Annotated in this window: 17 protein-coding genes; 8 read left to right on the top strand and 9 right to left on the bottom strand. The window is 36.9% G+C overall.

Translation table 11 applies throughout. The features are described from left to right. Window positions 1–10 precede the first annotated feature (10 nt). The gene (locus IPM56_12810; GenBank protein QQS35126.1) at window positions 11–3,025 is read right to left on the bottom strand and encodes a hypothetical protein; all 3,015 of its coding nucleotides are present in this window, start codon (window positions 3,023–3,025) and stop codon (window positions 11–13) included. 157 nt (window positions 3,026–3,182) lie between these two features. On the opposite strand from IPM56_12810, the gene IPM56_12805 reads away from it, so the two are divergent. From IPM56_12805 to priA, 5 genes are all read left to right on the top strand, one after another. Continuing rightward, window positions 3,183–5,240 (top strand): acetate--CoA ligase family protein, encoded by a 2,058-nt coding sequence (locus IPM56_12805; protein QQS35125.1) that lies wholly within the window; start codon window positions 3,183–3,185, stop codon window positions 5,238–5,240. Between the two features lie 142 nt (window positions 5,241–5,382). Then, entirely contained in the window at window positions 5,383–6,666 is a 1,284-nt protein-coding gene (gene lysA, locus IPM56_12800) for a diaminopimelate decarboxylase (protein QQS35124.1), read from the top strand. Further along, a complete protein-coding gene (locus IPM56_12795) occupies window positions 6,663–7,712 on the top strand; it encodes an LD-carboxypeptidase (GenBank protein QQS35123.1) in 1,050 nt (349 codons plus the stop codon). Before lysA ends, IPM56_12795 begins: the two co-directional genes overlap by 4 nt. Before the next feature lie 9 nt (window positions 7,713–7,721). Further along, window positions 7,722–8,261: a hypothetical protein gene (locus IPM56_12790; protein ID QQS35122.1), complete on the top strand. Its 540-nt coding sequence runs from the start codon at window positions 7,722–7,724 to the stop codon at window positions 8,259–8,261. A 43-nt stretch (window positions 8,262–8,304) separates the two neighbouring features. Beyond that, window positions 8,305–10,770: a primosomal protein N' gene (gene priA / locus IPM56_12785; protein ID QQS35121.1), complete on the top strand. Its 2,466-nt coding sequence runs from the start codon at window positions 8,305–8,307 to the stop codon at window positions 10,768–10,770. A gap of 94 nt (window positions 10,771–10,864) precedes the next feature. Here the strand turns inward: priA and IPM56_12780 are convergent, their stop codons facing one another. From IPM56_12780 to IPM56_12745, 8 genes are all read right to left on the bottom strand, one after another. Continuing rightward, window positions 10,865–11,473 (bottom strand): hypothetical protein, encoded by a 609-nt coding sequence (locus tag IPM56_12780; protein ID QQS35120.1) that lies wholly within the window; start codon window positions 11,471–11,473, stop codon window positions 10,865–10,867. A gap of 2 nt (window positions 11,474–11,475) precedes the next feature. Next, the gene (locus IPM56_12775; protein QQS35119.1) at window positions 11,476–11,757 is read right to left on the bottom strand and encodes a hypothetical protein; all 282 of its coding nucleotides are present in this window, start codon (window positions 11,755–11,757) and stop codon (window positions 11,476–11,478) included. A 39-nt stretch (window positions 11,758–11,796) separates the two neighbouring features. Continuing rightward, window positions 11,797–12,384 (bottom strand): hypothetical protein, encoded by a 588-nt coding sequence (locus IPM56_12770; protein QQS38303.1) that lies wholly within the window; start codon window positions 12,382–12,384, stop codon window positions 11,797–11,799. Between the two features lie 24 nt (window positions 12,385–12,408). Beyond that, on the bottom strand, window positions 12,409–13,692 hold the full coding sequence (locus tag IPM56_12765; protein QQS35118.1) for a patatin-like phospholipase family protein: 1,284 nt from the start codon (window positions 13,690–13,692) through the stop codon (window positions 12,409–12,411). Window positions 13,693–13,726: 34 nt separating this feature from the next. Then, on the bottom strand, window positions 13,727–14,551 hold the full coding sequence (locus tag IPM56_12760; protein QQS35117.1) for a hypothetical protein: 825 nt from the start codon (window positions 14,549–14,551) through the stop codon (window positions 13,727–13,729). Window positions 14,552–14,564: 13 nt separating this feature from the next. Next, window positions 14,565–16,226, bottom strand: coding sequence for a metallophosphoesterase (locus tag IPM56_12755; GenBank protein QQS35116.1), 1,662 nt, complete (start codon window positions 16,224–16,226; stop codon window positions 14,565–14,567). Window positions 16,227–16,237: 11 nt separating this feature from the next. After that, window positions 16,238–19,807, bottom strand: a complete 3,570-nt coding sequence (locus tag IPM56_12750; GenBank protein QQS35115.1) for a GMC family oxidoreductase N-terminal domain-containing protein — start codon at window positions 19,805–19,807, stop codon at window positions 16,238–16,240. Window positions 19,808–20,114: 307 nt separating this feature from the next. Beyond that, window positions 20,115–20,936, bottom strand: a complete 822-nt coding sequence (locus IPM56_12745) for a YIP1 family protein (protein ID QQS35114.1) — start codon at window positions 20,934–20,936, stop codon at window positions 20,115–20,117. A 177-nt stretch (window positions 20,937–21,113) separates the two neighbouring features. Here IPM56_12745 and IPM56_12740 point away from each other — a divergent pair, with 177 nt between their 5' ends. The 3 genes from IPM56_12740 to amrA all read left to right on the top strand — a co-directional run bounded on the left by IPM56_12740 (window position 21,114) and on the right by amrA (window position 23,952). After that, entirely contained in the window at window positions 21,114–22,484 is a 1,371-nt protein-coding gene (locus tag IPM56_12740) for a tryptophanase (GenBank protein QQS35113.1), read from the top strand. Between the two features lie 77 nt (window positions 22,485–22,561). After that, window positions 22,562–23,389: a DUF4905 domain-containing protein gene (locus IPM56_12735; GenBank protein ID QQS35112.1), complete on the top strand. Its 828-nt coding sequence runs from the start codon at window positions 22,562–22,564 to the stop codon at window positions 23,387–23,389. A gap of 5 nt (window positions 23,390–23,394) precedes the next feature. After that, window positions 23,395–23,952 (top strand): AmmeMemoRadiSam system protein A, encoded by a 558-nt coding sequence (gene amrA / locus IPM56_12730; protein ID QQS35111.1) that lies wholly within the window; start codon window positions 23,395–23,397, stop codon window positions 23,950–23,952.

The raw sequence follows: 23,952 nt of genomic DNA, 5'->3' as shown, positions 1-23,952 counted from the left end.
ACATCACAACCTAATTATAATTTAGTGATTTGCCGGGAATTTTTCCCTTAAATGAAATTTTTGTGCCTTTACCAATTTCTGACGTTACGTTTAATTGTGCTTTAAGTTTTTGTGCGCGGCGCTGCATGTTGCGCAGCCCGTTTCCTTCTTTATAGTTGTCTGTTATTCCTATTCCGTCATCGGAAAGAATAATTTCAATTTCATTTTCGTTGAAAGATGTCTCAAGTATTATCTTTGTAGCATGCGAATGTTTAAGCGAATTGTTCATCGCTTCTTTGAGTATTAGTGATAGATGCCGTTTCCAATCCATATCCAATGCTGCCTCTGAGAGTTCATCCGTGATTCCTTTAACCTCAAAATTAATTTTACCGTCTGTAAAGATTTCATCGCCAAAATCTTTCATTCTTATCAGCAATTCATAAAGAGAATCGTTGGAAGGATCGATTGACCATATAAAATCTTTTGTCCCGTCATACAACGCCGAAGAGTTTTCATTTATTTTATCAAGCAGTGGAGTCAGTTCATCAAACTGATTATGGATTTTTTTTCTAACCATACCTGATAATAATGAGATCCTTGTCAGCCTGTGTCCAAGTTCATCATGAAAATCTATGGCAGTTTTTTTCCTGATTTGTTCTGCCTGTTCAATTTTTATTTTTTCAATTTCCCGGATTCGATTTACTTTTTTCTTTAATAACATTTTATAGCTGATATAGATTAGTGAAGACAGAATTAAAATGCTGATAATTATAAACCACCAGGTAAGCCAGAATGGTGGCAGAATTGTTATAACTAATTTCTGCTCTAGATGGTTTTCCGCCGTTATCAGGATATTGTGAACACCGGGAGAAAGATCTGATAAAATGATTTCATTTGTTTTCTGATTTACGATTCTGTCATTGACAAATAATTTGAAGTTGTTCAAAACATGAGCAGTATAGTCAGACGATGACAGGATTAGCTTTACAGAATTTTGTGAATAACTTAATTCTAAGCTTTCACCAATATTAAAGACGGATTCATCCTCGCCGGTACTACTCAGGATTACCACTGAAGAAATCAAAATCTGCTTATCATTTTTTGGTGTTGTGATTATGTCCGGATTAATGATTGCGAGACCTTTGCTGGACCCGCAATAAAATTTATCACCGACTTTTAAAATTGCACCGCTGTTGAAATAATTTCCGGGCAACCCGTTCAAATCAGAAAATGTTTTGAAAATTTTATTTTCATAGTCAAACCTGGTTATGCCGTTAAATGTTGTTATCCAAAGGAAGCCGCTATCATCCTGATTCATAGCAGATATTACATTATTTGAGAGTCCGTCTTTTTCATAGAATGCTGTAAATGATTTTTCAGTTTCATTAAAAAGATTTAAACCATTTGCAGTTCCGGCCCAAATACGTCCTTTGATATCCTGGTAAATACTGTAAACATAATTGTTGGAAATTGATTTTTTATTTTTTCTATCGTGAGTAAATGAAATGAATTTCCCTTCAACAAAAAGCCGGATACCCGAATACGTACCGATCCAGATTCGCTCCTGTTTATCTTCAAAGAGGGTAAGAATAAAATCTGAATTTGAATTGCCCATGCTGTTGGAATTTAAACTATAATGAATCAGCGTGTCAATAGTTTTATCATATTTGTAAAAACCATTATCATAAGTTCCGATCCAGAGATTATTTTTCTTATCATTCATCAATGAAGTGATACGGTTTAGCTTTATAGTTTTCAGAATATCAGGTAATGTCAGTTTTTCCTTATCGAGATCGTATAAATAAAGCCCGCGCCGGGTTCCTACATATAATCCTTCAGTAGATTTATTCAAAGCTAACACACCTGTTTTCAGTAGGGGATATTTGTTGATCTCGGGCATGTCACTTACAGTTCCGGAGTGCTTATTTAATTCATAGCTACCATTGATGGTTCCGATCCATACTCCCTCAGCGTCCTGTGTGAAAGAAAATGTACTGGTATTTAATATTCCGGTTTTATCATCAATAAAATTATCAGAAAAAATTCCTGGTTTATATGTGATCCTGAAAAGAGATCTTTCGTAACTGCAAACCCAGATAATTCCTGACCTGTCAACCATGACGTTGCCAATGTAAGAACTTAGAAAAGGTTCATTTGAGTAATCGGAGATATGATCGGAGTACTTAGTCGCAGGATTAAATCTTGTAAGCCCGTTCATTGTCGCAAGCCAGATAAATCCATTTTCATCTTTTGCTATTGAATTGATATTGTTTGATGTAGAAAAATCATACCCCCCAAAATCATTCCTGTCACGATCATATCTGAACAATCCGTTCCTTGTTGATATCCAGATTTCACTATCGAATTCTTCAATCGACGTTATGTTATTTGAGAATGATTTTAGTGAATCATCCTTGTCAAGTTCAAAATGCTGATATTTTTTTTCTTTCCAATTATACCTGTATAAACCTGATTGAGTCCCGATCCATATATCATTATTTGAATCAGTTGTTAGGACAGATATATATCCCCGCGGAACATTTTCATCATCACCTGCGGCAACACTCGTGAACTTATTTTTCACGGGATCAAAAATGCTTAGTCCGTTATTTTGTGTACCGAGCCAAATGATACCGGATGCATCTTCAGTGATTGCAAAAATTATATTATCAGAAAGTCCGTTTGCTTCCGCAGTGAATGTGGAGAACTTACCTATAACGGCGTCGTACCTGACAAGACCACCTCCCCAGGTGCCAATCCATAAATTATTTTTTTTATCCTGGCAGATCGTCACAACATCATCAAAACCAAGTGATGTGCTGTCGTCAACATCATTTCTAAAATGTACTGTTTTAAGCCCGTCAAACCGAAGCAATCCATACATGGTTCCGAACCAGAGAAAGCCTTTATTATCCTGCATCATAGAATATGTCAGCTTGTAAGGATACTGATCACTTCCCGGCATCCTGGAAATAATGAACTCTTCCTGTGGCTGCATTTGAAAAGTGAAAGAAATTAAAATCAGTACAATTAAAATTATTCGCATGTTTTCCTCTTCGGGATTTAACTGATATAACATACTGAAACATCAAACAATATTAAATCACTCATTTTGGGTGATGTTGTTTGTGCACAATTATCCGGCAGTTTTGAAATTAAAGTAGTAATTTTGAAAAGTAATTTTATAAATACAGGGAAACTCTATGGAATCGGTATTCAACAAATATTTTTATCCTGAATCAATCTGCATTGTAGGCGCTTCGTCAAAGCCTAAAAGTCTTGGCTATGAATTAACAAAATCAGTTAAACAATATGGATACACGGGAAAATTAATTCTTGTTAATCCAAAGTCAGATGAAATACTTGGTTACAAATGCTACGCAACTATTAATGCTGTTGATATAAAAATCGATTTAGCAATTGTAATGGTACCAAAACAATTCGTTGAAGAAACTCTGAAAGAATTAATTAGTAAAAATGTTAAAGCAATAATTCTTATTACCGCCGGATTTAAAGAAACCGGTGAATCAGGCGCAGAAGCCGAAAAAAGAATTTTAAAACTTGTTAAAGATTCCAATGCAAGAATGGTAGGACCAAATTGTATGGGAATAATAAACGCACTTCCTTCAATCAAGATGAACGCGACTTTTGTGGCTGAAGAACCGCAAACAGGCAGTATGGCATTCTGTTCACAAAGCGGTGCGATAGGAGCCGCAGTCTTGAATTCATTGCGTGAAACTGATATACGGTTCGGACATTTTATAAGTGTAGGCAACAAAGCGGATGTTAATGAAAACGATCTGCTTGAGTATTGGCAACGTTGTGATGACATCGGAGTTATCACTTACTATCTTGAAAGTTTTGTTGATGGAGAAAGGTTTATCAAATATTTCATTGATGATAAAATTTCAAAACCGGTTATTGTTTTAAAAGGCGGACGAACTTCAAGCGGAATAAAAGCGGCATCATCACATACCGGAGCGCTTGGAAGCAGCGATAAAGTTGTTGACGCGATTTTAAAACAGTTTAACATTATTCGCGCAGATGATCTTAACGATATGTTCAACACTGCAAAAGGATTTGAAGATTTCCATTCGCCAGCCGGAAATAATATTGCAGTTGTTACCAACGCTGGAGGTCCTGCAATTCTGACTGTTGATACTCTTGAAAAAAATAATTTGTCACTTGCAGAGTTATCTCCTGAAACAAAACAAAAGTTAAAAGAAATAGTTCATCCTGAGGGAAGTGTAAATAATCCGGTTGATCTTCTTCCCGGCGGTACAGCAGAACAATTTAAAGCAGTGAATGAAATATTAGTACGTGATAAAAATGTTGACGCAGTAATTTCGGTTTTTGTTGAACCTATTATGGTCAAAGCGCTTCCGGTTATCGAAGGTATAAATGAGATTAAATCTGATAAGCCGGTCTTCCAGGTGGTTATGCCTTTGCCCGAATTCTGGCAGGAATACAGAACAGAATCAAAAACCAAACGATCATTATTTAAACGACCGGAAGATCCGGCAGTTGTGATAAATAACATGCTGAAGTTTAGAAATAAAAAATCAAATTCAGGCAGAATCGTAAAAACAGAATCAGGTGCGAATAAAATTAATCTTTCAGATAAGAAAGGCTTTCTCTCCCAACCTGCTGTTGCTGAATTGTGTGATGTTTATGATTTACCCCGCATAAAAGATTTGATACTGAATTATGAAGAACTGAAAAATGCTGATATAAAATTTCCTGTAGTTGTAAAAGCAGTTGGAGAGCAGATAATTCACAAAACTGATTTGAAAGGTGTTGTTCTGAATATTAGAAGTAAAGAAGAGTTGATCAATATTGCGGATGAAATGATCTCAAACTTTAAATCAAAAAATATTAATCTTGATGCTTTCCTTATCCAGCCTTTCCTTGCGACAAGATATGAATTACTTGTCGGTGCTTTCCGTGATCCAAGTTTTGGACCGATGATAATGTTCGGTTCAGGTGGAAAGTATGTTGAGTATTTTGAAGACACTGTAATGCGCTCAGCATATTTAACCGATGTTGATATTGACGAAATGATAAATGAACCGAAGATCGGAAAAATAATTCGGGGCGTAAGAGGTGAAGATCCTGTTGATATGTCAAGGATTAAATCATCAATAAAAAATCTTGCCCGGATGATGGTCAATCACAAAGAAATAAGTGAAGTTGATTTGAATCCATTGTTGGTTACAAACGATAACCAGGTTTATGCAGTTGATGTCAGAATAAAAGTGTGAGTTCGAAATTAATTGTTTCAATGTCACACTTCGACGGGCTTAGTGTGACATTGGCATAACGTGAGTGATTCGTAAAAATATTTTCTTAACTTTGCTCAAAGGAAAAAGCCTTTCTTTATTTACTATCAATCAGAAATTGTAAATGAATTATTTCGAATCAGATTGTTACATCTATAAAAAAAGTGAATTGTACTGTGACGGCGTTCCGCTAAGTGATATAGTAACGGCAGCGGGTTCACCTGTTTTCATTTACAGTAAAAAATATTTTGTTGAACAGTACAACCTGATCCGGAATGCATTCAGCGGTATAAATCACAAAATATTTTTCAGCGCAAAATCAAATTATAATATCAATGTCATAAATATCTTTAAATCACTCGGAGCTTCGGTTGATGTTAATTCCGAAGGTGAATTGTTCCGCGCATTGAAAGCAGGCGTTGATCCTAAGAAGATAATATTTTCAGGCGTTGGCAAGACTGAAGACGAGATCATCAATGCGATTCAAACCGGTGTATATTCAATCAAGGTTGAATCGGAAGAAGAATTAATTATAATAAATAATGCCGCGCAAAAGCTTGGAAGGGTTGTAAACGTCACTCTTCGTGTTAATCCTGATGTTGATGCTGAAACCCATCCATATATTTCAACAGGACTTTCAGAAAATAAGTTCGGACTAGAAAACGCGGCTGTAACGCAACTAATAAAAAATAAATCATCATTTAAGAATGTTACAATAAGCGGGCTGGCAATGCACATTGGTTCACAGATTCTTTCTGTTCATCCCTACAAAGAAGCTGTAGAAAAATTAGCTGATTTATTTTTATACCTGAAATCTCAAAGAATAGAATTAAAACATTTTAATATCGGCGGGGGAATGGGTGTCCGGTATCACGATGAAGAACCGTTGAACATGAAAAAATTAGCCGAAGCAATTTCACCAATTCTAAAAAAGTTAAACGCTGAAATTTATTTCGAACCGGGAAGATTTTTAACAGCAAATGCCGGTTGCCTTGTCACAAAATTATTATACAACAAAACCAACGGCGATAAAAAATTTTTTATAGTTGATGCGGGAATGAATGACCTTATACGCCCGAGTATTTACGGTTCATATCATCACATCCAGCCATTGAAAAAAAATACGGGAAGAAAAAATATTGTTGTTGATGTTGTTGGTCCTGTTTGTGAGAGCGGTGATTTTTTTGCTCACGACAGAACATTAACTGAAATGAAAAGCGGAGAATACATTGCGGTAATGTCTGCCGGAGCTTATAGTATGACTATGTCCTCAAACTATAATGCCAGACGAAGACCACCGGAAGTTGTAGTTGACGGAGATAAATTTTTTATAGCTCGCGGAAGGGAATCATTCGAATACCTTTTACACGATGAAAAAATAATTTCAGAACTGGTTAGAAATTCATGAAGCGAAGTGAATTTGTTAAAACCGTTTCCGCAGCTACTATTGTTACCTCACTTCCTTCATTTGCTTTCTCTGAACAGAAAAATATTGATGAGCAAAAAGTAACTAAGCCAAAAGCACTTCGTAGAGGTGATCTTATAGGAATTGTAACACCCGGCAGTTATATCACACAGGAAGAACTAAATGACTCAATAAAAAATGTTGAGTCACTCGGATTCAAAGCAGTTTACACAGATAAAGTTCTTGAGATGAATGGCTACTTCTCCGCTCATGATAAAGACCGCGCTGAAGACATAATGAAGATGTTTTCACGCAAAGATATAAAAGCAATTATGTGCGCGCGCGGCGGTTATGGCTGTGCAAGAATTCTTCCAATGCTCGATTACTCTGTTATAAAAAATAATCCCAAAATATTAATAGGTTATAGTGATGTGACGGCATTGCTTCTGGGCATCACACACAAGACAGGTCTTGTTACTTTTCACGGACCTGTTGGTATTTCCTCGTTCAATGAGTTCACCAGGAAATATTTTTATGACGTACTTGTTGAAGGAAATAAGAAAATAAAAATGACAAGTGCTGCAGATGATAACCCGGATGAACCTGCCGAAATTTATACACTTCGAAAAGGTAAATGTTCTGGTAAATTAGCCGGAGGAAATTTATCTGTGATGGTTTCACTCATCGGAACTGAATATGACATTGATTACACAAACAAAATAATTTTCATTGAAGAAATTGGTGAAGAACCTTACCGAATTGACAGAATGCTTACGCAAATGATTCAGTCGGGTAAGTTCAAAAAAGCAAAGGGAATTGCGCTGGGTACTTTTAGAAAGTGCGAATCAAAAAAAGTTGAACCATCTTTTGAAAATTCTTTTTCTCTGAAAGAAGTCTTGATAGAACGACTAGCATCATTAGGAATACCAGTTGCTTATGGATTATCTTTCGGTCACATAAAAAATAAATTTACGTTACCGCTCGGCATTAGTACTGAATTTGATGCCGGTGAAAAAACAATTACACTTCTTGAAAATGCAGTTGAATAAGGAAAGCAAATGAAAAAAATATTTGGCGTTGTAACAATATTGCTATTGATCGTTAGTATACAAGGATGTCTTTCATTCAATACAATCTCGTATGATATTGTTTTGAACGAAGATGGAACAGGCTCCGCAACAGCATTGATAAAGGATATTAAATCTTTATCCAAAACTGATTCAGAGTTTGAAGAAGATAAACAGTATCTCTTTGAATACATTTATAAAAGCAGCGACTTCATAAAGGAAATTAAACGTGAAGGAAAAAATATCAAGTCGCGAGAGCTTTTTGCCGACGGTAATAAACTAAATGGTCGTGCTGAATTTACTTTTACCGACATAAGCGATGTAGAGGGAATTCAAACTGATGAAGGATTTTATTATTCAGTTTTATCTTTGGGTGACAGCATCGTTTCAACAACTGGAACAATAATCGTCGCGGAAGATCATAAAAAAATATTATGGGATAAAAGTTTTAAGAACCTGAAGTTTGAAATTTTCAGTGAAGACACAAAAGGCGATTCTTACCGCGCACTTCTTCCATATTTAAATGAATAAAAGGTATCGGCATTTAGCTGACCAAAAATTAACAGTGGCATAAATGTTTGTCGAACTTGTTTTTCCGCTTCCTTTCAGAAATACTTTTACTTATTCAGTTCCTGATGAACTTACTTCACAAGTACGTGTCGGCGTTCGTGCAGTTGCACCTTTCGGTAAAAGAACACTAACGGGCTTCATCATTAACAAATCTGCGACAACTTCTTTAACAGAAAAAATAAAACCTATCGAAGACATTATTGATGAGACTCCTGTAGTAAACGAAACAGGATTAAAATTTTATTCCTGGCTCGCGGAATATTATATGTGTTCATTGGGCGAAGCGTTAAGGCTAGCGGTTCCCATCGGGACAGAGATCGAATCAAAAAGAAAAATCATTATTGAAAAAGAACTTTGCGCAAAACTTTACCAGGAAGAAAAAAATAAAAAAACGTTTAAAGCTGAATTACTTAATCTTCTTTCCGAAAAAGATGAAATAAGTTTTAAACAGCTTCAACGAATCACCAAAAAGAAAAATCTTTATTCCACAATTCATTCAATTGAAAAAACCGGCGCAGTAACTGTCCTTAATGAAATTGAAGAAGCTAAAGTAAAACCTAAAACGATTAAACATGTTAAGCTGATAAAATCGCTTGGTGAAGTTTATGCAATGATACCGGAAATTGAAAGCCGTTCGCCAAAACAGGTAAAGATACTTCTTACACTTGCTGCGACGAAAGGAAAACCAATTCCTCAAAATTATTTATTGAAGAAAACTGAATCATCGCAGTCATCACTTGATTCACTTGAATCAAAGGGTCTGATAGAAATAAGCGATGTTGAAGTTGAACGTAAATATGGTGATGAGTACAAAGAAAAGATTAAAGATTTTGAACTGACCGACGACCAGAAAAATGTGATCGAAAAAGTATCTGCCCAAATTGATGAAAATAAATTCAAAGTTTTTCTTCTTCACGGTGTAACAGGGAGCGGCAAAACCCAGGTATATATTGAACTCGTTAAAAAAGTTTTGCATAAGAAAAAGTCAGCTTTGATACTTGTACCTGAAATTTCCTTAACACCGCAAATGACTGCACGTATGTTCAATAACTTTGGCGATAAGGTGAGTGTTGTTCACAGCAGGATGTCACCAGGTGAGAGATATGATACCTGGAGAAGAATATTAAAAGGAAAAACAAATGTAGTTGTCGGCGCGAGATCAGCATTATTCTCGCCATTGTTTAATCCGGGAATTGTAGTAGTTGATGAAGAACATGATGCAAGTTATAAACAATTCGACTCGGTGCCGAAGTACAACGGAAGAGATGCTGGGATTGTGCTGGCAAGTATGTATGACTGTCCGGTTGTTATTGGTTCAGCCACACCATCAGTTGAGAGCATGTACAACGCTCGTAGTGGTAAGTATGAATTGCTGAATCTTCCTGAAAGGATTGACAATGCAAAACTTCCGGTGATTGAACTCGTAAATGTTTCATCTGAAAAAAAAGCACGTAAGATGGAAAATATTTTTTCTCATCTTCTGCTGAATAAGATTGAAGACAGGCTGAAAAAAAATGAAGGGGTTATTCTTCTTCAAAACAGAAGAGGATTTTCCACACAGGTTTTTTGTGATGACTGCGGTGAAATTGAAACCTGCGACAACTGCTCGGTTTCAATGACGTATCACATAAACAAAAATATGATGCAGTGTCATTACTGCGGACTGATTAAGAAAGTACCAAATGCATGTACTCATTGCGGTTCGCTGTCAATTAAATATTACGGAACAGGCACAGAAAGAGTTGAAGATGAGCTCGCATATTATTTCCCCCAGGCAAAAATAAAACGTGTTGATTCGGATTCTGTTTCAAAAAAATTTTCGCTTGGAAAAATACTTACTGACTTCGGAAAAGGTGAAACCGATATTCTTGTCGGCACGCAAATGGTATCAAAGGGATTGGATTTTTCAAGAGTAACCCTTGTCGGGGTTATCGCCGCTGAAACAACTTTATGGCTGCCGGATTTCCGTGCTGATGAAAGAACATTTCAATTGCTTACCCAGGTTGCAGGCAGGGCGGGGAGGAGTAACCAGCCGGGAGAAGTAATAATACAAACACAAAATGAAAAACATTTTACACTCCAGCGTGTTGTGATGAATGACTATGAAGGATTTTATCAGAAAGAAATTATGGACAGGGAGAAAATGTATTATCCTCCGTTTACACGGATATGTCTGATCGAGGCGAAAGACCTTAAAGATGAAAATGCCAAAGGCGCTATAAATGATTTTTATAATGAACTGCGTGTTTATAAAAAACAATTGCAGGTACATAATCCAACAAACGCAATCATATCAAGACTAAAAGGGTTTTACCGTTACCATATTTTAATTAAAAGCAGAAGGCAAACAGATCCGGGTGGAGCGATACTACGCAAAGCTGTGATGAATGCTTTTATTGAGTTTAATAAAAAATCGCGCTACAAAGATGTAAAACTTTTTTATGATGTTGACCCGCAGAGTGTGGTGTGAGGATGTTTAACACAAGTGAGGCGCATCCCTATGGGATGAACCTCACTATTATAAATTGATGTTAACGCGCAGAGTGTGGTGTGAGTTCTCTTCTTCATTCTCTCCCAAACCAAATTTCATAATGCCGGGGGCGCACTGTCGTCTGTCCTCTTAGTTTCACATACTGTTCATCGATACGTTGTTCCTGTTTATTTAGAAGTGCTAAAATATATTTCACATCTTTTTTCTCCTGGTCGGAGTTATTGAAATATCTTAGCTGGGTAACCTGCGGAGCTTTGCCGCCAACGTTCTCAATACCAGGTACAACAAAACCATTCCTCTGTAAAATCATAGCCATTTTTTTAGCCGGAATATTCTGTGCTGTATTACTTATATGAATATATACGCGTGGTGCGGCAACAGCAGTTTGCTCTGTTAAATTCTTTTCGATGGATTCTTTGTCTACCTGTTTTTCAACAAGGTTTGCAGTGTTGGAAACAGTTAAGCGCGCTGATAATGTATCTTTCATTTTTTGAAGACTGTCAATTTCGGTTTTTAAATTATCTCTTACGTCGCTTAGTTTATTTGTTTCCTGCTGCAGATCCTGGAGTTTAACAAAACTGTAAATCAATGCAGCGATTATTACAATAAGTCCGATGGCGCTTACAATCACAGAAGTTTTAGATGTCTTTTCTATTTTAGTTAAATCAAGATCGTCATTCATCTTTATTCTCCTTTCCCTTTTGCTATTTCAAGGAGAAGTTTCATCGTCTCGCTCCACATCTTTATAATCCTGTTTAGCGAAAGTGTTATCAGTCCGCCTGAGCCGAACAGCAATGACAATTCAGCCGCACCTGCTTTCCCGTTTATGATCAGTAAAGCCGCATTGGTTAATAACATGAGCAGGGCAATACATGTAGCAACTATGTATACAATTCTTTCCAGCTTAAATAGTTTTGTGATCCTTTCGACCATTGCAACAGGATCACTTGAACCGTTATTACTCATATTGATTCTCCACGAAATTTTTATTTAAAAGACTGGTCATCATTTTTCTTCCATTAGCACATAAGGTATAACTGTCTGATTCCACTTATCACCATAAAATCTTTTTGCCTGGTCTTTCACAAGGTTATAAAAACTATCCCATTGAGATGGATGTATAGTCTGGCATCCTTCACTTGAAGTTGTTGAGTTGCCGCCCCTGTGAATATTTATCCCGAACATTCCTGTATCTTCATAAGGCGGATTGCCGTCTCTTATCACAGTAACTTCGCCGTATCTTTGACAGACCGCGGGATGAGGATTTTTACTGCGGTGTGTATCGAGTTTGTAAGCGTAATAAATTCCTGGTCTCAATACTGCCATTCCTTTTCCGGTTCCTTTACCAGAACCTTTTCGCACAACGGATGGATCAGTATTCGCATTATAAGAAGAAGTTACCGCAGGTGTTTCAACAAACAACGCATCATCATAAATACCTCTGTCATTTTTTCCCGGCTCACCCATTGTGTTGAGGTAGTATCCCCGAATACCAATTATGATTAAAGGATATTTATTCCGGTCAATGTTAAATGGTGCAATACGGTTTCGTAATTCAGTTGAAGATAGTCTTGGTGCGGCTTTGGGCATCATTATTTTTGCCATAGTGTTAACTCCTTAGGTTGTTTTATTCTGCTGCTGGGGAGAAGAGGGAATCATTTTTTCTCTTATTCCTTTGTAATTAATCCAATCAAATTTTCTTAAGAATACATCGGCGGCTTTTGCTCCTCTTATAAACAGATCAAGTTTGTCTTCATCCTTGATTGAAAAGTTAAGCCAGTTGTGTTCTCCTATATCTATCTTTGTTATAAGATGTTCATAATCATCATTCTTTAAAAGGAACTGATAGTCAAGTACATGCCGCGCGCTGTTAAATATCGACATAAGAAATTTCATAAGTGTTTTTACGTTGCTTACCTTGTCCCTGTCATCACCAAGTTTAACACCAAAAGTCGGAAGGCGGGGAACCCTGCTTCTGTTGTGAAATACATCGATAGGAAAATTTGATAACACACCTCCATCAACAAAGAAAGCTTTTTCAGGAGGCTCGCCGTAAAATTTTGCCTGCTTTGCCCAGTCTTCTTTTTTTCTGTTGCCGATAGGTATTGTGAATGGATGAAAGAACAGCGGTATCGACATTGAAGCACGTAAATAATCAGCGGGACTTTCAGTGCCGGGATTTTTCCAGAACAATAAATTCATTTCAGGAAAGAGTACACGCGTCTCCGTTGTTATTTCCGCCGCGATTATTTTGAGATTTGGTTTTAATCCGTCAATGTTTGAGTTAACACCTTTTCTTATGGCAAGACTTTCAGGGGTATTTCTTTTTTTACTTAAATCCGTTTCATTGTAAATGCTGTTGTTATGAAGAATTTGTACAACCCACATTCTGAAATTATTCCCTTTGTTTAATCCTTTTTTGATAAAGAGATAAATCAGAACCGGCAAAGACCAGAGAAGTGTCCACAAGACAATTAATATTTTCTTAATTATTCTTTTAAAAAGTGGAGCATCTGATTTACTTGTTCTGACACCCTTCAGTAAAAACTTTACAAAGAAAGGTCCGTCGACGAAATCATACAGGTTTTTATTCGCAACAAGCTGAATGATCTTTTCAGTCTTAGACCTGTCAACATTATCCACAGCAGCAAGCAGTAAAGTATTGATAGCACCTGCAGATGTACCGCCAAGACTAAAAAATCTGATCCCGATTTGTTCAAGTACATAAGTGTATCCGAGCAGTGCTATTCCCAGCACACCGCCGCCTTCCTGGACAAGATCGACATACTGATGTCCTTCGGCATCAACTACATCTGAGTAAATTTTATCGGGTAAATCATTTCTAAGTTTGTTGATGATTTCTTTGACATCTCTGTTCTCAGTGAAGTCTGATGTATTCATAATTTTCCTGCCTTACAAAAAATTTTTATAATTATTATTTATCAAGATGAAGCAGACCTTCCGCGTCAAGAAAATTTCTTAACTCAGCTTCAATGCCGATTGTCTTTGCATTTTGTGATACTTTATCTTTTATCTTTTCACGTGTTGCTTGATCAAGATCAGAAATCTGAAATGTTAAAAGCTTTGTCATCTTTAAATATTTCTGCCTTTGATGCCAGATGAAAGCTGTAATTCCTAGTGCAATGGCGCCGATAAGTATCAACAACCAGGTTGCATTCTTTTCGATGAAACTTAGATTCTGTTTTAACAGAGGGTTAATATCTGTGTTAATCCTTCCGGCAAGTGTGACCATCATTGAATCAACGATGGAACGGATCAATTCATTGGAACGCTGTCCAAGAATTGTATCGCGTACTGCACCCAACCGCGTCAATGTGGAATCATTCAGAAGATTAGTCCCAAGTCCGGAAACGGTTTCGGTTAAATAATTCTGAAGGTGCTTATCAAGAATTGCGTTCCTGAGCTGGACTAACTTTGCAGATGTTTTATCACCGATAAGTTCATCACGCATTAAACCGATTTTATTTTTTGTGTCTTCGGAAAGTAATGAATCAATTATTCCCTTCAACTGTGCGTTTGTGCTGTTGCCTAATGCAGTAATAAGTGAATCAAGTTCTTTTTGAAATTCAGGGTCGGTTAGACTGCGTTTCATACCTTGTATCAGGTTGTAACCAATTGTGTCTGATTCAACGCTCAGCGGTTCAACTACGCCTTCACCGAAATTTGATCCAAGATCTTTAAACAAACCACAGCCATAAAAAAGAAAAACAGTGAAAAGAAGTAATAAAATTTTTTTCATAACACATCCATTTTTATTTGCGTTGTAAAAGAACCTGAATATCTGCTCTTCCCGCATCATCATTCCAGCGCTGAAGCAAACCATTTTCAGCAGGCTGTAATTTTCCTTCATCGTCTCTTTGAAGATGCAGGAATGTATAAGTTTTGTCTTCTCTGACTTTAGCCGTTGAGTTTTCTATAACCGGGATCCATGTCCCCGTGTTGTAAAACCTTCTTTCTTTACCATCGATATGAAAGGTGTATTCACCGGGATTATGCGTGTGACCCATTGTTGATATCCTGTAATCAGTTCCTTTAAATCTTTCTTCGGCGTATTTATCCAGGCTGGAAGGCTCACTTAGCTGGAACCAGGAAACAATTCTTGCAAGCAGGTAAGAAAGGAAAAGAAGCAGGAAACTATTAGCGCCTTCAAACAAGGTTGAAATTACCCATCCGCTTTTTTCAAATATTGAAACCTGATCCGGAATTTTACTGAATGTATCGAGGTTCAGGATGATTACAACTGCAATAGGTAGAAGCAAAGCAAGTATGAACCAGATAATTTTGTTCAGCATAAATTTTACATAACGGAAATCTTTTAACAGCATTTTGAACAACAATGGTATATGGTGCCACAATATTTTTAAGCCGAGAGGAAAATTTTCTTTTAAAAGAATCGGCAGAACATTTCCCGAAGGGCGTACATTGTCAATGAATGGATAGAACAACTCAATCCTGTTTATCAAATACCTGTTGAAGAAAGAACCGAAAGGAATATTTATCTGTGAAGGAGATTTTTCAAGAATGGGATTATCGAGTATCATACAGAATTTATCATAGCGATGACCGTGTTCGACATAAAAATCTTTATCAATCACAACCGAGTCATCAATGAAAGTGATATTAGGCAAAACGGTGTTCCGTAATATTTCCTCAGCAGATTTATTTTCGCCGGCTATGTTTTCTGCAATGATAAGACGGAGATAATTTCTCACTTCCGGCCAGTACAGTTCGATATCATGGTTGCCTTTTACAATTATAATTTTGTTTCCGGATTGAAGCCATCCACCAAGAGCAAGAAAAAATTCGGGGTGACCATTTTTAATTTTCAGAAATTTATAGATGGTCTTAAATGCATCGGTTTTTAAACCATAATTCTTTTCTTTACCTGATACTGAAAGTTTAAGATCACTAACTGTTTTACTTATTCCGATTTTCTCAAGTTCATTTTTCCATTCTGTGTATTCATTATCTTCATTGCGGGCTGATGGATAATCTGTTGATTCAAATTTCAGAAGGGCTTTAAATTTTCTTGCGGGTCGGAGTTTTCTCGTTTTCCCGGGATAATCTGTTACTCTAAGAAAATCAAATATATCACCATTGATAACAAGAATTGCTTTCTCTGTTTTCTTTGCAGCTTGCGCGTACTTAATAAAACGGTGGAATGAATCATCCGCAAAAAAGTTTTCCGTTCCCTCGTATACACCGGTTTTGTTTCTGCCTGCAGCGATGTGCAGATCACTCACAACAAAAATTTCTTCGCCATTTGTAGTAAGTTGAATCGGTTTTGTTCTTACCGGGCGGAACTGCTGAAACAAAGATGTTTTTTGTTCCTTGTAAGTTTCAGGCTGAGTTACAAATGCAGGTGCAGTTCCATTTGATTCGCACTGCTTTAATATTTCAGATATTGTTTCCATAATCAGATTGCTTAGTTGTGTGCGTGTAATACATTTTTTACAGCAAGGGCACTCATTGCCATAATTGTCCATTGAGGATTTACTGTAAGGCTCGACGGAAAAATTGAGGCATCAGCGATGTAAACATTTGTAAACCCATCGAGTTTGAAGTTTTCATTTGTCACTCTCTTGTTATGCAATTTAGAATTAGCTGATGTCATAATATTCCCGCCCTGGGGATGAGCTGTGTTGAGATAAATATCTTCAATCCTTAAAGGGAAATCGGTTAAAGTTTTTAGAAATAAATCCACTTCATTTTTATCCGAAAGATTTAATTCAATTCCCGGTTTCATTGGTAGAACAACTTTTTTACTTCCCGAATACAGACCCAGTTTTATAAGTGAAGTTAAAGCGTACTTTATGTTTGTTAAATCTTTTTCACCAAGATCCCACGAAAATGCCTGACCATTTAAAAGATCTGCCTGCCTGTTAATTGTGCCATTCGGTTCAGAACCGATTAATGCGCCGTAATTAATTAAATATTTATAACGGCTCATTATAGAATCTCTTCTGTCAAAAAAGAAAGGAACACTCGCAAGTGAAAAAGCGGCAGGAGGATTGAAATAAGTTTCGAATATTGCGCGTGATTGTGAATCGATAGCGGCAAGTGTTATCTGGTCTCCGTCAAACGCATTTAGTCTGTCTTCATATTCAAACGTTAACGGGAACGCAAAATTACAGCTCATATTTTTTCCAATGTTCCCGTTTTTTACGCCGCTTCTCATTAAGAAGTGACTGCTGGCAATTACACCCCCGGTTACGATCAATGCTTTTCTAATTTTAACGCGTTGAAGATTTCCGCTGTCAGTTCTAAGAACAACATATTCAGCTCTATTCCCGTTTGATGAAGCGACGAACTGAACAGCTGTAATATTTGAAACATATTTAACGCCTCTTGCTTCCGACCATGGAATATATGTCTCAAGCATTGAACGTTTACGCATTCGTTTGTTGCCAAGATTCCAGTTACCATCTCCCACATTGTTAAGATGATTTACACTTACCGCTCCGTGGTAATTCAACTTCTCATCCTGGCTTAAAACCTTATTGTACTCATCTACTCCTTTTTGAAATTTACTTTTTACGATTGTGTTGATTCCTGAATCACCAAGCGGTTTGATATCAAGTTCAACGGCAATTTTTTCATACTCGGAATCGAGGTCGGGATACGATAATCCGAATTCATCCTCCCAATATTTCCTGATCTTATCAGGCATTTTAAAACAAACTGCATTGTTGCTTACAGTTGTTCCGCCAACGCATTCACCCTGAAGGACGGACATTGTAAATTTTTTTGTTTGCTGCAGTCCGCCTTCTTTGTAGATTTTCTTCATCATATCTATTTCGCTGTCATTAAAATCCTGGAGCGGCTGATAGCGATGACCGCGTTCCACAACTAATATCTGCGAAGGATCTGAAATCCCGCAGGCCAGTTTATAAGCTGCGGTTGCACCTCCGGCGCCGGAACCAATGATGACGTAATCAATTTCGTCAGGTATTCCCGGTAAATCATATGGAGTAGTAACTCTTGGCGCAACGAGTTTATAATCATTACTTACAGGCGGTTTAAAATTTGCAGAATCCTCTTCATCTACAGGAAGTTTAGCGACTGACCTGAACGGCGGTTCATAAGAAGGAGAATCACCCTGAAGCCTGTCTCTCGCATCGGCGGGAACGTAACCGATTTTACTTCTTTCATTCAATTGTGAGAAATGAGCAAACATAATCATTGAGTTCAGTGATAATCCGATCTGGTACAGAAAATTTGAAACATCGGGGACAAGACTTTTCTTTCGCTCTAATTCATCTGTGAAAATATATTTTCGTAAAAAGTATCTCTGCTCATCCCGGCTCATCGATGAAAATGCCGGATGTAATCCCATCAACCAGTTGAAAACACTTTCAAGCAAGGCGAACGGAAGGTTAAGTAATCCTCGTTTACGTCCCCTCATTCCACCCATGTACTGATCTATTGATTGCAGCACTTCACTTTGATGCTTTGAATCGGATTTAAAAAATGTATTTGTAAGAGCAAGGATATTTTTTGCAGTAGAAGGATTAAGTGAACTTATAGCGTAGTCGACATTATAATACATTTTTCGTACTGCTATCATGAGAGCTGCAATGATAAGGTTGATCAATGCATAAAGAATAAAGTACCAGTCCACAGAAATAGCAGTTCCGTTCCTTGTCATTATTTCTACGGACAAAACGATATTACCGGTAATGATCCAGAGTGATGAAACAATACTTCCGGCAGCTAAAGGAAATAATATTAATCCAAAAAAATGGTTGCGCAGTTTGTCTCTCTTAATTAAAAGAAACGCGAGCAGTGATAATGTCAGATAAAGTGTAATTGTATTTCCTATCATTGGATCGGGATATCCAAACACAGCCGCAATTCCGGTTTCACCATCACATAAAAACCTTAAAAGTAAAATAGAAGCAGAAATGACCAGGAATACTATCGCAATAATTTTGTACAGGCTTTTAAGGAGTGTTGCGGGAATGGAAAAATAAATCGGCAGATCATTCTTCGGATTGAATTCTTCTGAATCAGTTTTGTGTTTTAACATGATCCAGGTGAATAGTATGATCATAACTCCATCGACAATTGCCGATGTAAGGAGAAATTCTGAGTACGGGTTTGTCTTATCAATGAAGTACATTGCAAGCGAGTAAACGGTCGATACTGCGTGACCAACAATTAATCCCAATGCAGAATGAAACCTCAGATTTTTGTTATAAGCCCCAAGAAAGGCAAGCATCGTCATCAGGATAATTTTGAAATAAGTATTGATTGCAAGAGCAGGATTTTCATAAGTCATATTAATTAATCCTGCAATTCCCTCAGGCCATGGTGCGGCGCCCAATATCCCTGCTAAAAGAATTGAAAGATAAACGACGTACCCGAATCCGAGTAACCTTAAAATCCAATATGAGGCGTCGCGTTTTGGTTTTGGAACAGATTCTTTAGACCATTTATCGCTGAATAGTTTTTGATACTGCTCATCAGTAGGTGCCTGAGGATAATCTTTTTTACCGTAGATGATCATCGCCATAACTCTACCTACAAACAACGCAAGGATTCCAAAGACTAAAGCATCAACAGATATTGTAATGAAGAATTTTAATGCGGGAATCTGAATACCGGAAACCAAAGATGGATCACCATAAACCCAGAGTGCTGTGCCGCCAGAATGTCTGACAAAACTTTCGAGATAAAGATCGAGTAAATAATAAGGCAGGAACACTATCAAGTAAATTATAAGTGAACTGGATTTTCTTAACAGGACAATCAGGAATGAATAAATAAATGTATTGGTGATTACTTCAAGTATCATAGTAGCAAGGGGCGGAAAATCATACCCGAACAATCTGAAGCCATTAAATTGAACAACATTATACTTAGTGATAAAGTAAATCAGAATTACTGATAGGATGAGATTGACACTCATCACTATTATGTACTGCATTGATACCGGTGCTTTATCCAGCGGATCTTTTGAAGTATATCCTTTAAAATTTATTAGCGTAGGCATGTGATCTCCTTTTTTCTGAATTCTTTCTTAATAAAAAACTGAGTGTTAACACTTTACAGGTTACATCCGGTTTATTGAATGAATTAGATTTTCCAACTGACTAAGGACCAGGAACTGAGAGACCTTGAGAAACAAAGTGTGCGTCGCCCGGAAAAGAATATTTGAGCAGATATTAGAAAAGAGTTATCGGGAATTCAGTGGAACAGCACACTTACTGGTTGTGAACTTAGGGAACGAAATTTCAGAAGTCAAGAATTTTTCAAAAGAAAATGAGACTCACTTTAGAAGTGAGTCTCATTTGAAAAAATTAATAACCGCCAAGGAAACTCAGGAATGGAACTGCCTTCGAAATTACAAATACAATTAAACTCCAGATCAACCATACTGCAAATACCATGATTATATATTTCCCGGTTGATTCTGATTTAAACAATTTTGCAAGACCTATACCGAGTACTGCATAAGCCCAGATAGAGAATACATCAAGCTTGCTTAATAAAAATCCGGTGATATTTGTTTTATCAATATTCATCAGTGATGCAACACTTGTATCGCTAACCAATCTTCCCATTACAATAGCAAGTATTGTTGTGACCAGTACCTGGATCATTGATATGTACGCTGTTAATCCGGATGCCACAAGTGCCGAAACGTAAGTGCCGTCTCCCTTTAAGGCAAACTTTGAGAGAAGGAACCAGATTCCGCTTACAATAAAAAAGAAAATGAATCCAACTATAAATATTGAAACTACCTGAATAACTTTTCCAATCCCTCCTCCGAACGATTCCATTTGTTCCTGTATTCTTTCCATCTGCTGGTCAGCCTGCTCCTGCGTCATCTGACCTTTTTCAACAGCGTCCGCAAAATTCTTTTCAATTTGTTCCATCTGTTTCTGTTTAATCTGGTAAGCAATTTCCGGATTACTTGTAACAATCACTTGTGATATCGCTACGAGTGCTAACAGAATTATAAATGGAAGAAGCCAATCAATCGTCCTCAAAGGAAATTTTGCTGTGCTGGTATAAATCGCTGCCGGTTCAGTAAAAACCCCTACCATTTTATCGGTATGACTTAACTCCTGTTCTTCAGGGATATTTTGTTCAGGATTCGCGGTATCAAACTCGTTCATCTTCATCTCCTAAATAATTGATAATTAGAGTTAAAAAAACTTATCTAACACAGGTTAAAAAGGCAATAAAAAAATGATCATATCATTAAATAAAGAAACTCAAGCAAAGACCACTCCGGTTTATTAAATTGGGGAAGGAAAATTATTATTATTTGTGGACTCTATTCAAGGATAATTATGAAAACAATTATTGAACCTTTCAAAATCAAATCAGTTGAGCCAATCCGTTTTACAACAAAAGAAGAAAGAATAAAACTTCTCGAAGATGCCGGCTATAATACGTTTCTACTTCATGCAGATGATGTATTAATTGATCTGCTTACAGACAGCGGAACTTCAGCAATGAGTTCCAAACAATGGGCTGGGATTATGGAAGGCGACGAAGCTTATGCCGGTTCAAAAAGTTTTTACAGGTTTGAATCTGCCGTGAAAAATATTACAGGACTCAATTTTATTATTCCCACTCACCAGGGAAGAGCCGCTGAGAAAATATTATTTTCAATCGTTGGCGGACCGGGAAAATATTTTCCAAATAACACTCACTTCGATACCACGCGCGCCAACATTGAATTCACCGGAGCCGAAGCAACTGATTTAATTACAGAGGTCGGCAAACACCCAGAACAACGCGCGGACTTTAAAGGAAATATGGATGTTGAAAAACTTGAAGCATTCATAAAAGAAAAAGGAAAAGAAAATATTCCGTTGTGTATGGTCACCGTTACAAACAATTCAGGCGGTGGTCAGCCAGTTTCAATGCAGAATATCCGTGAAGTAAAAGCTGTATGCAAAAAATATGGAATTCCATTATTCATTGACGCATGCAGATTTGCAGAGAACGCATACTTCATCAAACGCAGAGAAAAAGGTTACGAAGAAAAATCACTTTTAGAAATTGCTCAAGAAATGTTTTCGTATGCTGACGGTGCAACAATGAGTGCCAAGAAAGACGCGCTTGTAAACATCGGAGGTTTCCTAGCAATTAATGACGAAGAGCTTGCAATGAAATGCAGAAATCTTCTGATAGTTACTGAAGGTTTTCCAACTTACGGCGGACTTGCAGGACGTGATCTTGAAGCGGTCGCGCAAGGTCTTGAAGAAATTCTAGACGAACACTACCTGCAGTACAGGATAAGAAGCGTTGAATATCTCGGCGAAAAAATGGTCGCGGCAGGTGTTCCTATTATTGAACCACCTGGTGGTCACGCAATATACATTGATGCAAAAAGATTTTTACCTGAAATTCCTTCGGAACAATTTCCCGGACAATCAGTTGTATGTGAACTTTATATTGAAGGCGGAATCCGTGCGGTTGAAATCGGAAGTGTAATGTTTGGTAAATATGATAAGAATGGAAAATTAATTCCTCCTCCGATGGAACTTGTTCGTCTTGCAATACCAAGAAGAGTTTATACACAAAGTCACATTGATTATGTACTTGAAGTTATTCTTGAAGTATTCCGTAAAAGAAATTTTATGAAAGGTTATAAAATTACTTACGAAGCCCCGATGCTGCGGCACTTTACAGCACGGTTTGAAAAGCTTTAATCCGCATTACTGTTTTTTTTGTCACACTCAAAATCCGGGTGTGACATTTTGTTTATAAAATAATCTGTCAATCATCAATGCCCCGAATCAAAAAAAAATATAACTTCACTAACGGAAGAGAGATATGGAGACTTATTCCTACAAAGTCTTCTAAGATTGTTATTGAAGAGCGTGATCTTAAAAACAAGGAAGCATTTTACAATTGTGTTGAGATCGATACGGGCAAAAAAATATTTTCAAACTTTCAGCTTGATGAAAAATTCTGGACAGGAATTGAAGCTGTTGAAAATGATGTTATTCTTTTTCATAAGTTTTTAAAGCCTGATATGCCTGTTCACAAAGGTATAATTGCTTTTGATATCGGTTCAAAAAAAATATTGTGGGAGAATGATGAGTTTAATTTTCTTTATTCAACACACGAAAAAATATTTTGTTACAAGCAATCCTTCGAAGGACGAAATTATTTTACTGTAAATATTAAAACAGGGCAATTCCTCGATGATCTTGGTGAAGACCACAAACTTGTTAACCAGTTGAAGAATAATCTTTCAAGGCAGACTGAGAACAATTATTTATTCCCCGAATCATTTTCAGAACTTTCAGAAGTTGATGATGATGTTAAATCTTTTTTACAACAGGTCCGGACGGATTACGTAGTAATTGGTAAAATTGATTTTATGATTTATAACTCTGTTCTCATGTGCAATTTTCATGAAGCCGCTGATGAAAATCTTTTGAATAATAAATTTATTACGATTGATATTAATTCCGGAAAGAATATTTTTGAAGAAGTATTGAACAAAAAAATAAAGGCTCTTATACCGGATTCATTTTTTATGATTGACGATACTCTCTTCCTTTTAAAAATAAAAATGAAGTTATTGTTTGTTCAGTTTCATAGTTAAAAAAAATGAACTTGACTAAAGAAGAAAAACTGATTTTACTCAAAGCTGCAAGACAGTCAATCCTGTTCGCGTTTGGAGAATCATCGCCCGAAAAAATTGACTTCATACATTATCCTTCACTGAAAGAGAATGCGGGTGCGTTTGTCACATTAACAATTGATGGCGAGTTGAGAGGATGTATCGGTTACATTATGTCCGATATGCCGTTATACGATACCATAAGTGATGCAGCTATGCAGGCGGCTTTTAATGATCCGAGATTTCCTTCTTTGAATAAAACAGAGTTTAAATTTATTGACATTGAAATAAGTGTTCTTTCAATCCCCGTTCCCATCTCCGATTACAGTGAAATAGAAATCGGTAAGCACGGACTTCTACTTGATGAGCGAAACAGGGCATTGCTGCTTCCTCAGGTAGCAGTTGAACATAACTATGACAGAGACATGTTTTTATCATCACTTTGTGAAAAAGCCGGAATGAAAAAAAATACCTGGAAAGAACGGAAGCTGAACATTAAAGTTTTTACAGCGACGATATTTTCAGAAAAGGAAATGAGGGATTAG

Source organism: Ignavibacteriales bacterium (genome assembly GCA_016700155.1).
In the GTDB taxonomy this organism is placed as follows: Bacteria; Bacteroidota; Ignavibacteria; order Ignavibacteriales; family Ignavibacteriaceae.
This window is presented reverse-complemented; position numbering and strand designations above follow the sequence as displayed.

Coding starts and splice junctions, on each gene's coding strand:
- IPM56_12810 (QQS35126.1), bottom strand. CDS start 3,025: ATGCGAATAATTTTAATTGTACTGATTTTAATTTCTTTCACTTTTCAA.
- IPM56_12805 (QQS35125.1), top strand. CDS start 3,183: ATGGAATCGGTATTCAACAAATATTTTTATCCTGAATCAATCTGCATT.
- lysA (QQS35124.1), top strand. CDS start 5,383: ATGAATTATTTCGAATCAGATTGTTACATCTATAAAAAAAGTGAATTG.
- IPM56_12795 (QQS35123.1), top strand. CDS start 6,663: ATGAAGCGAAGTGAATTTGTTAAAACCGTTTCCGCAGCTACTATTGTT.
- IPM56_12790 (QQS35122.1), top strand. CDS start 7,722: ATGAAAAAAATATTTGGCGTTGTAACAATATTGCTATTGATCGTTAGT.
- priA (QQS35121.1), top strand. CDS start 8,305: ATGTTTGTCGAACTTGTTTTTCCGCTTCCTTTCAGAAATACTTTTACT.
- IPM56_12780 (QQS35120.1), bottom strand. CDS start 11,473: ATGAATGACGATCTTGATTTAACTAAAATAGAAAAGACATCTAAAACT.
- IPM56_12775 (QQS35119.1), bottom strand. CDS start 11,757: ATGAGTAATAACGGTTCAAGTGATCCTGTTGCAATGGTCGAAAGGATC.
- IPM56_12770 (QQS38303.1), bottom strand. CDS start 12,384: ATGATGCCCAAAGCCGCACCAAGACTATCTTCAACTGAATTACGAAAC.
- IPM56_12765 (QQS35118.1), bottom strand. CDS start 13,692: ATGAATACATCAGACTTCACTGAGAACAGAGATGTCAAAGAAATCATC.
- IPM56_12760 (QQS35117.1), bottom strand. CDS start 14,551: ATGAAAAAAATTTTATTACTTCTTTTCACTGTTTTTCTTTTTTATGGC.
- IPM56_12755 (QQS35116.1), bottom strand. CDS start 16,226: ATGGAAACAATATCTGAAATATTAAAGCAGTGCGAATCAAATGGAACT.
- IPM56_12750 (QQS35115.1), bottom strand. CDS start 19,807: ATGCCTACGCTAATAAATTTTAAAGGATATACTTCAAAAGATCCGCTG.
- IPM56_12745 (QQS35114.1), bottom strand. CDS start 20,936: ATGAACGAGTTTGATACCGCGAATCCTGAACAAAATATCCCTGAAGAA.
- IPM56_12740 (QQS35113.1), top strand. CDS start 21,114: ATGAAAACAATTATTGAACCTTTCAAAATCAAATCAGTTGAGCCAATC.
- IPM56_12735 (QQS35112.1), top strand. CDS start 22,562: ATGCCCCGAATCAAAAAAAAATATAACTTCACTAACGGAAGAGAGATA.
- amrA (QQS35111.1), top strand. CDS start 23,395: ATGAACTTGACTAAAGAAGAAAAACTGATTTTACTCAAAGCTGCAAGA.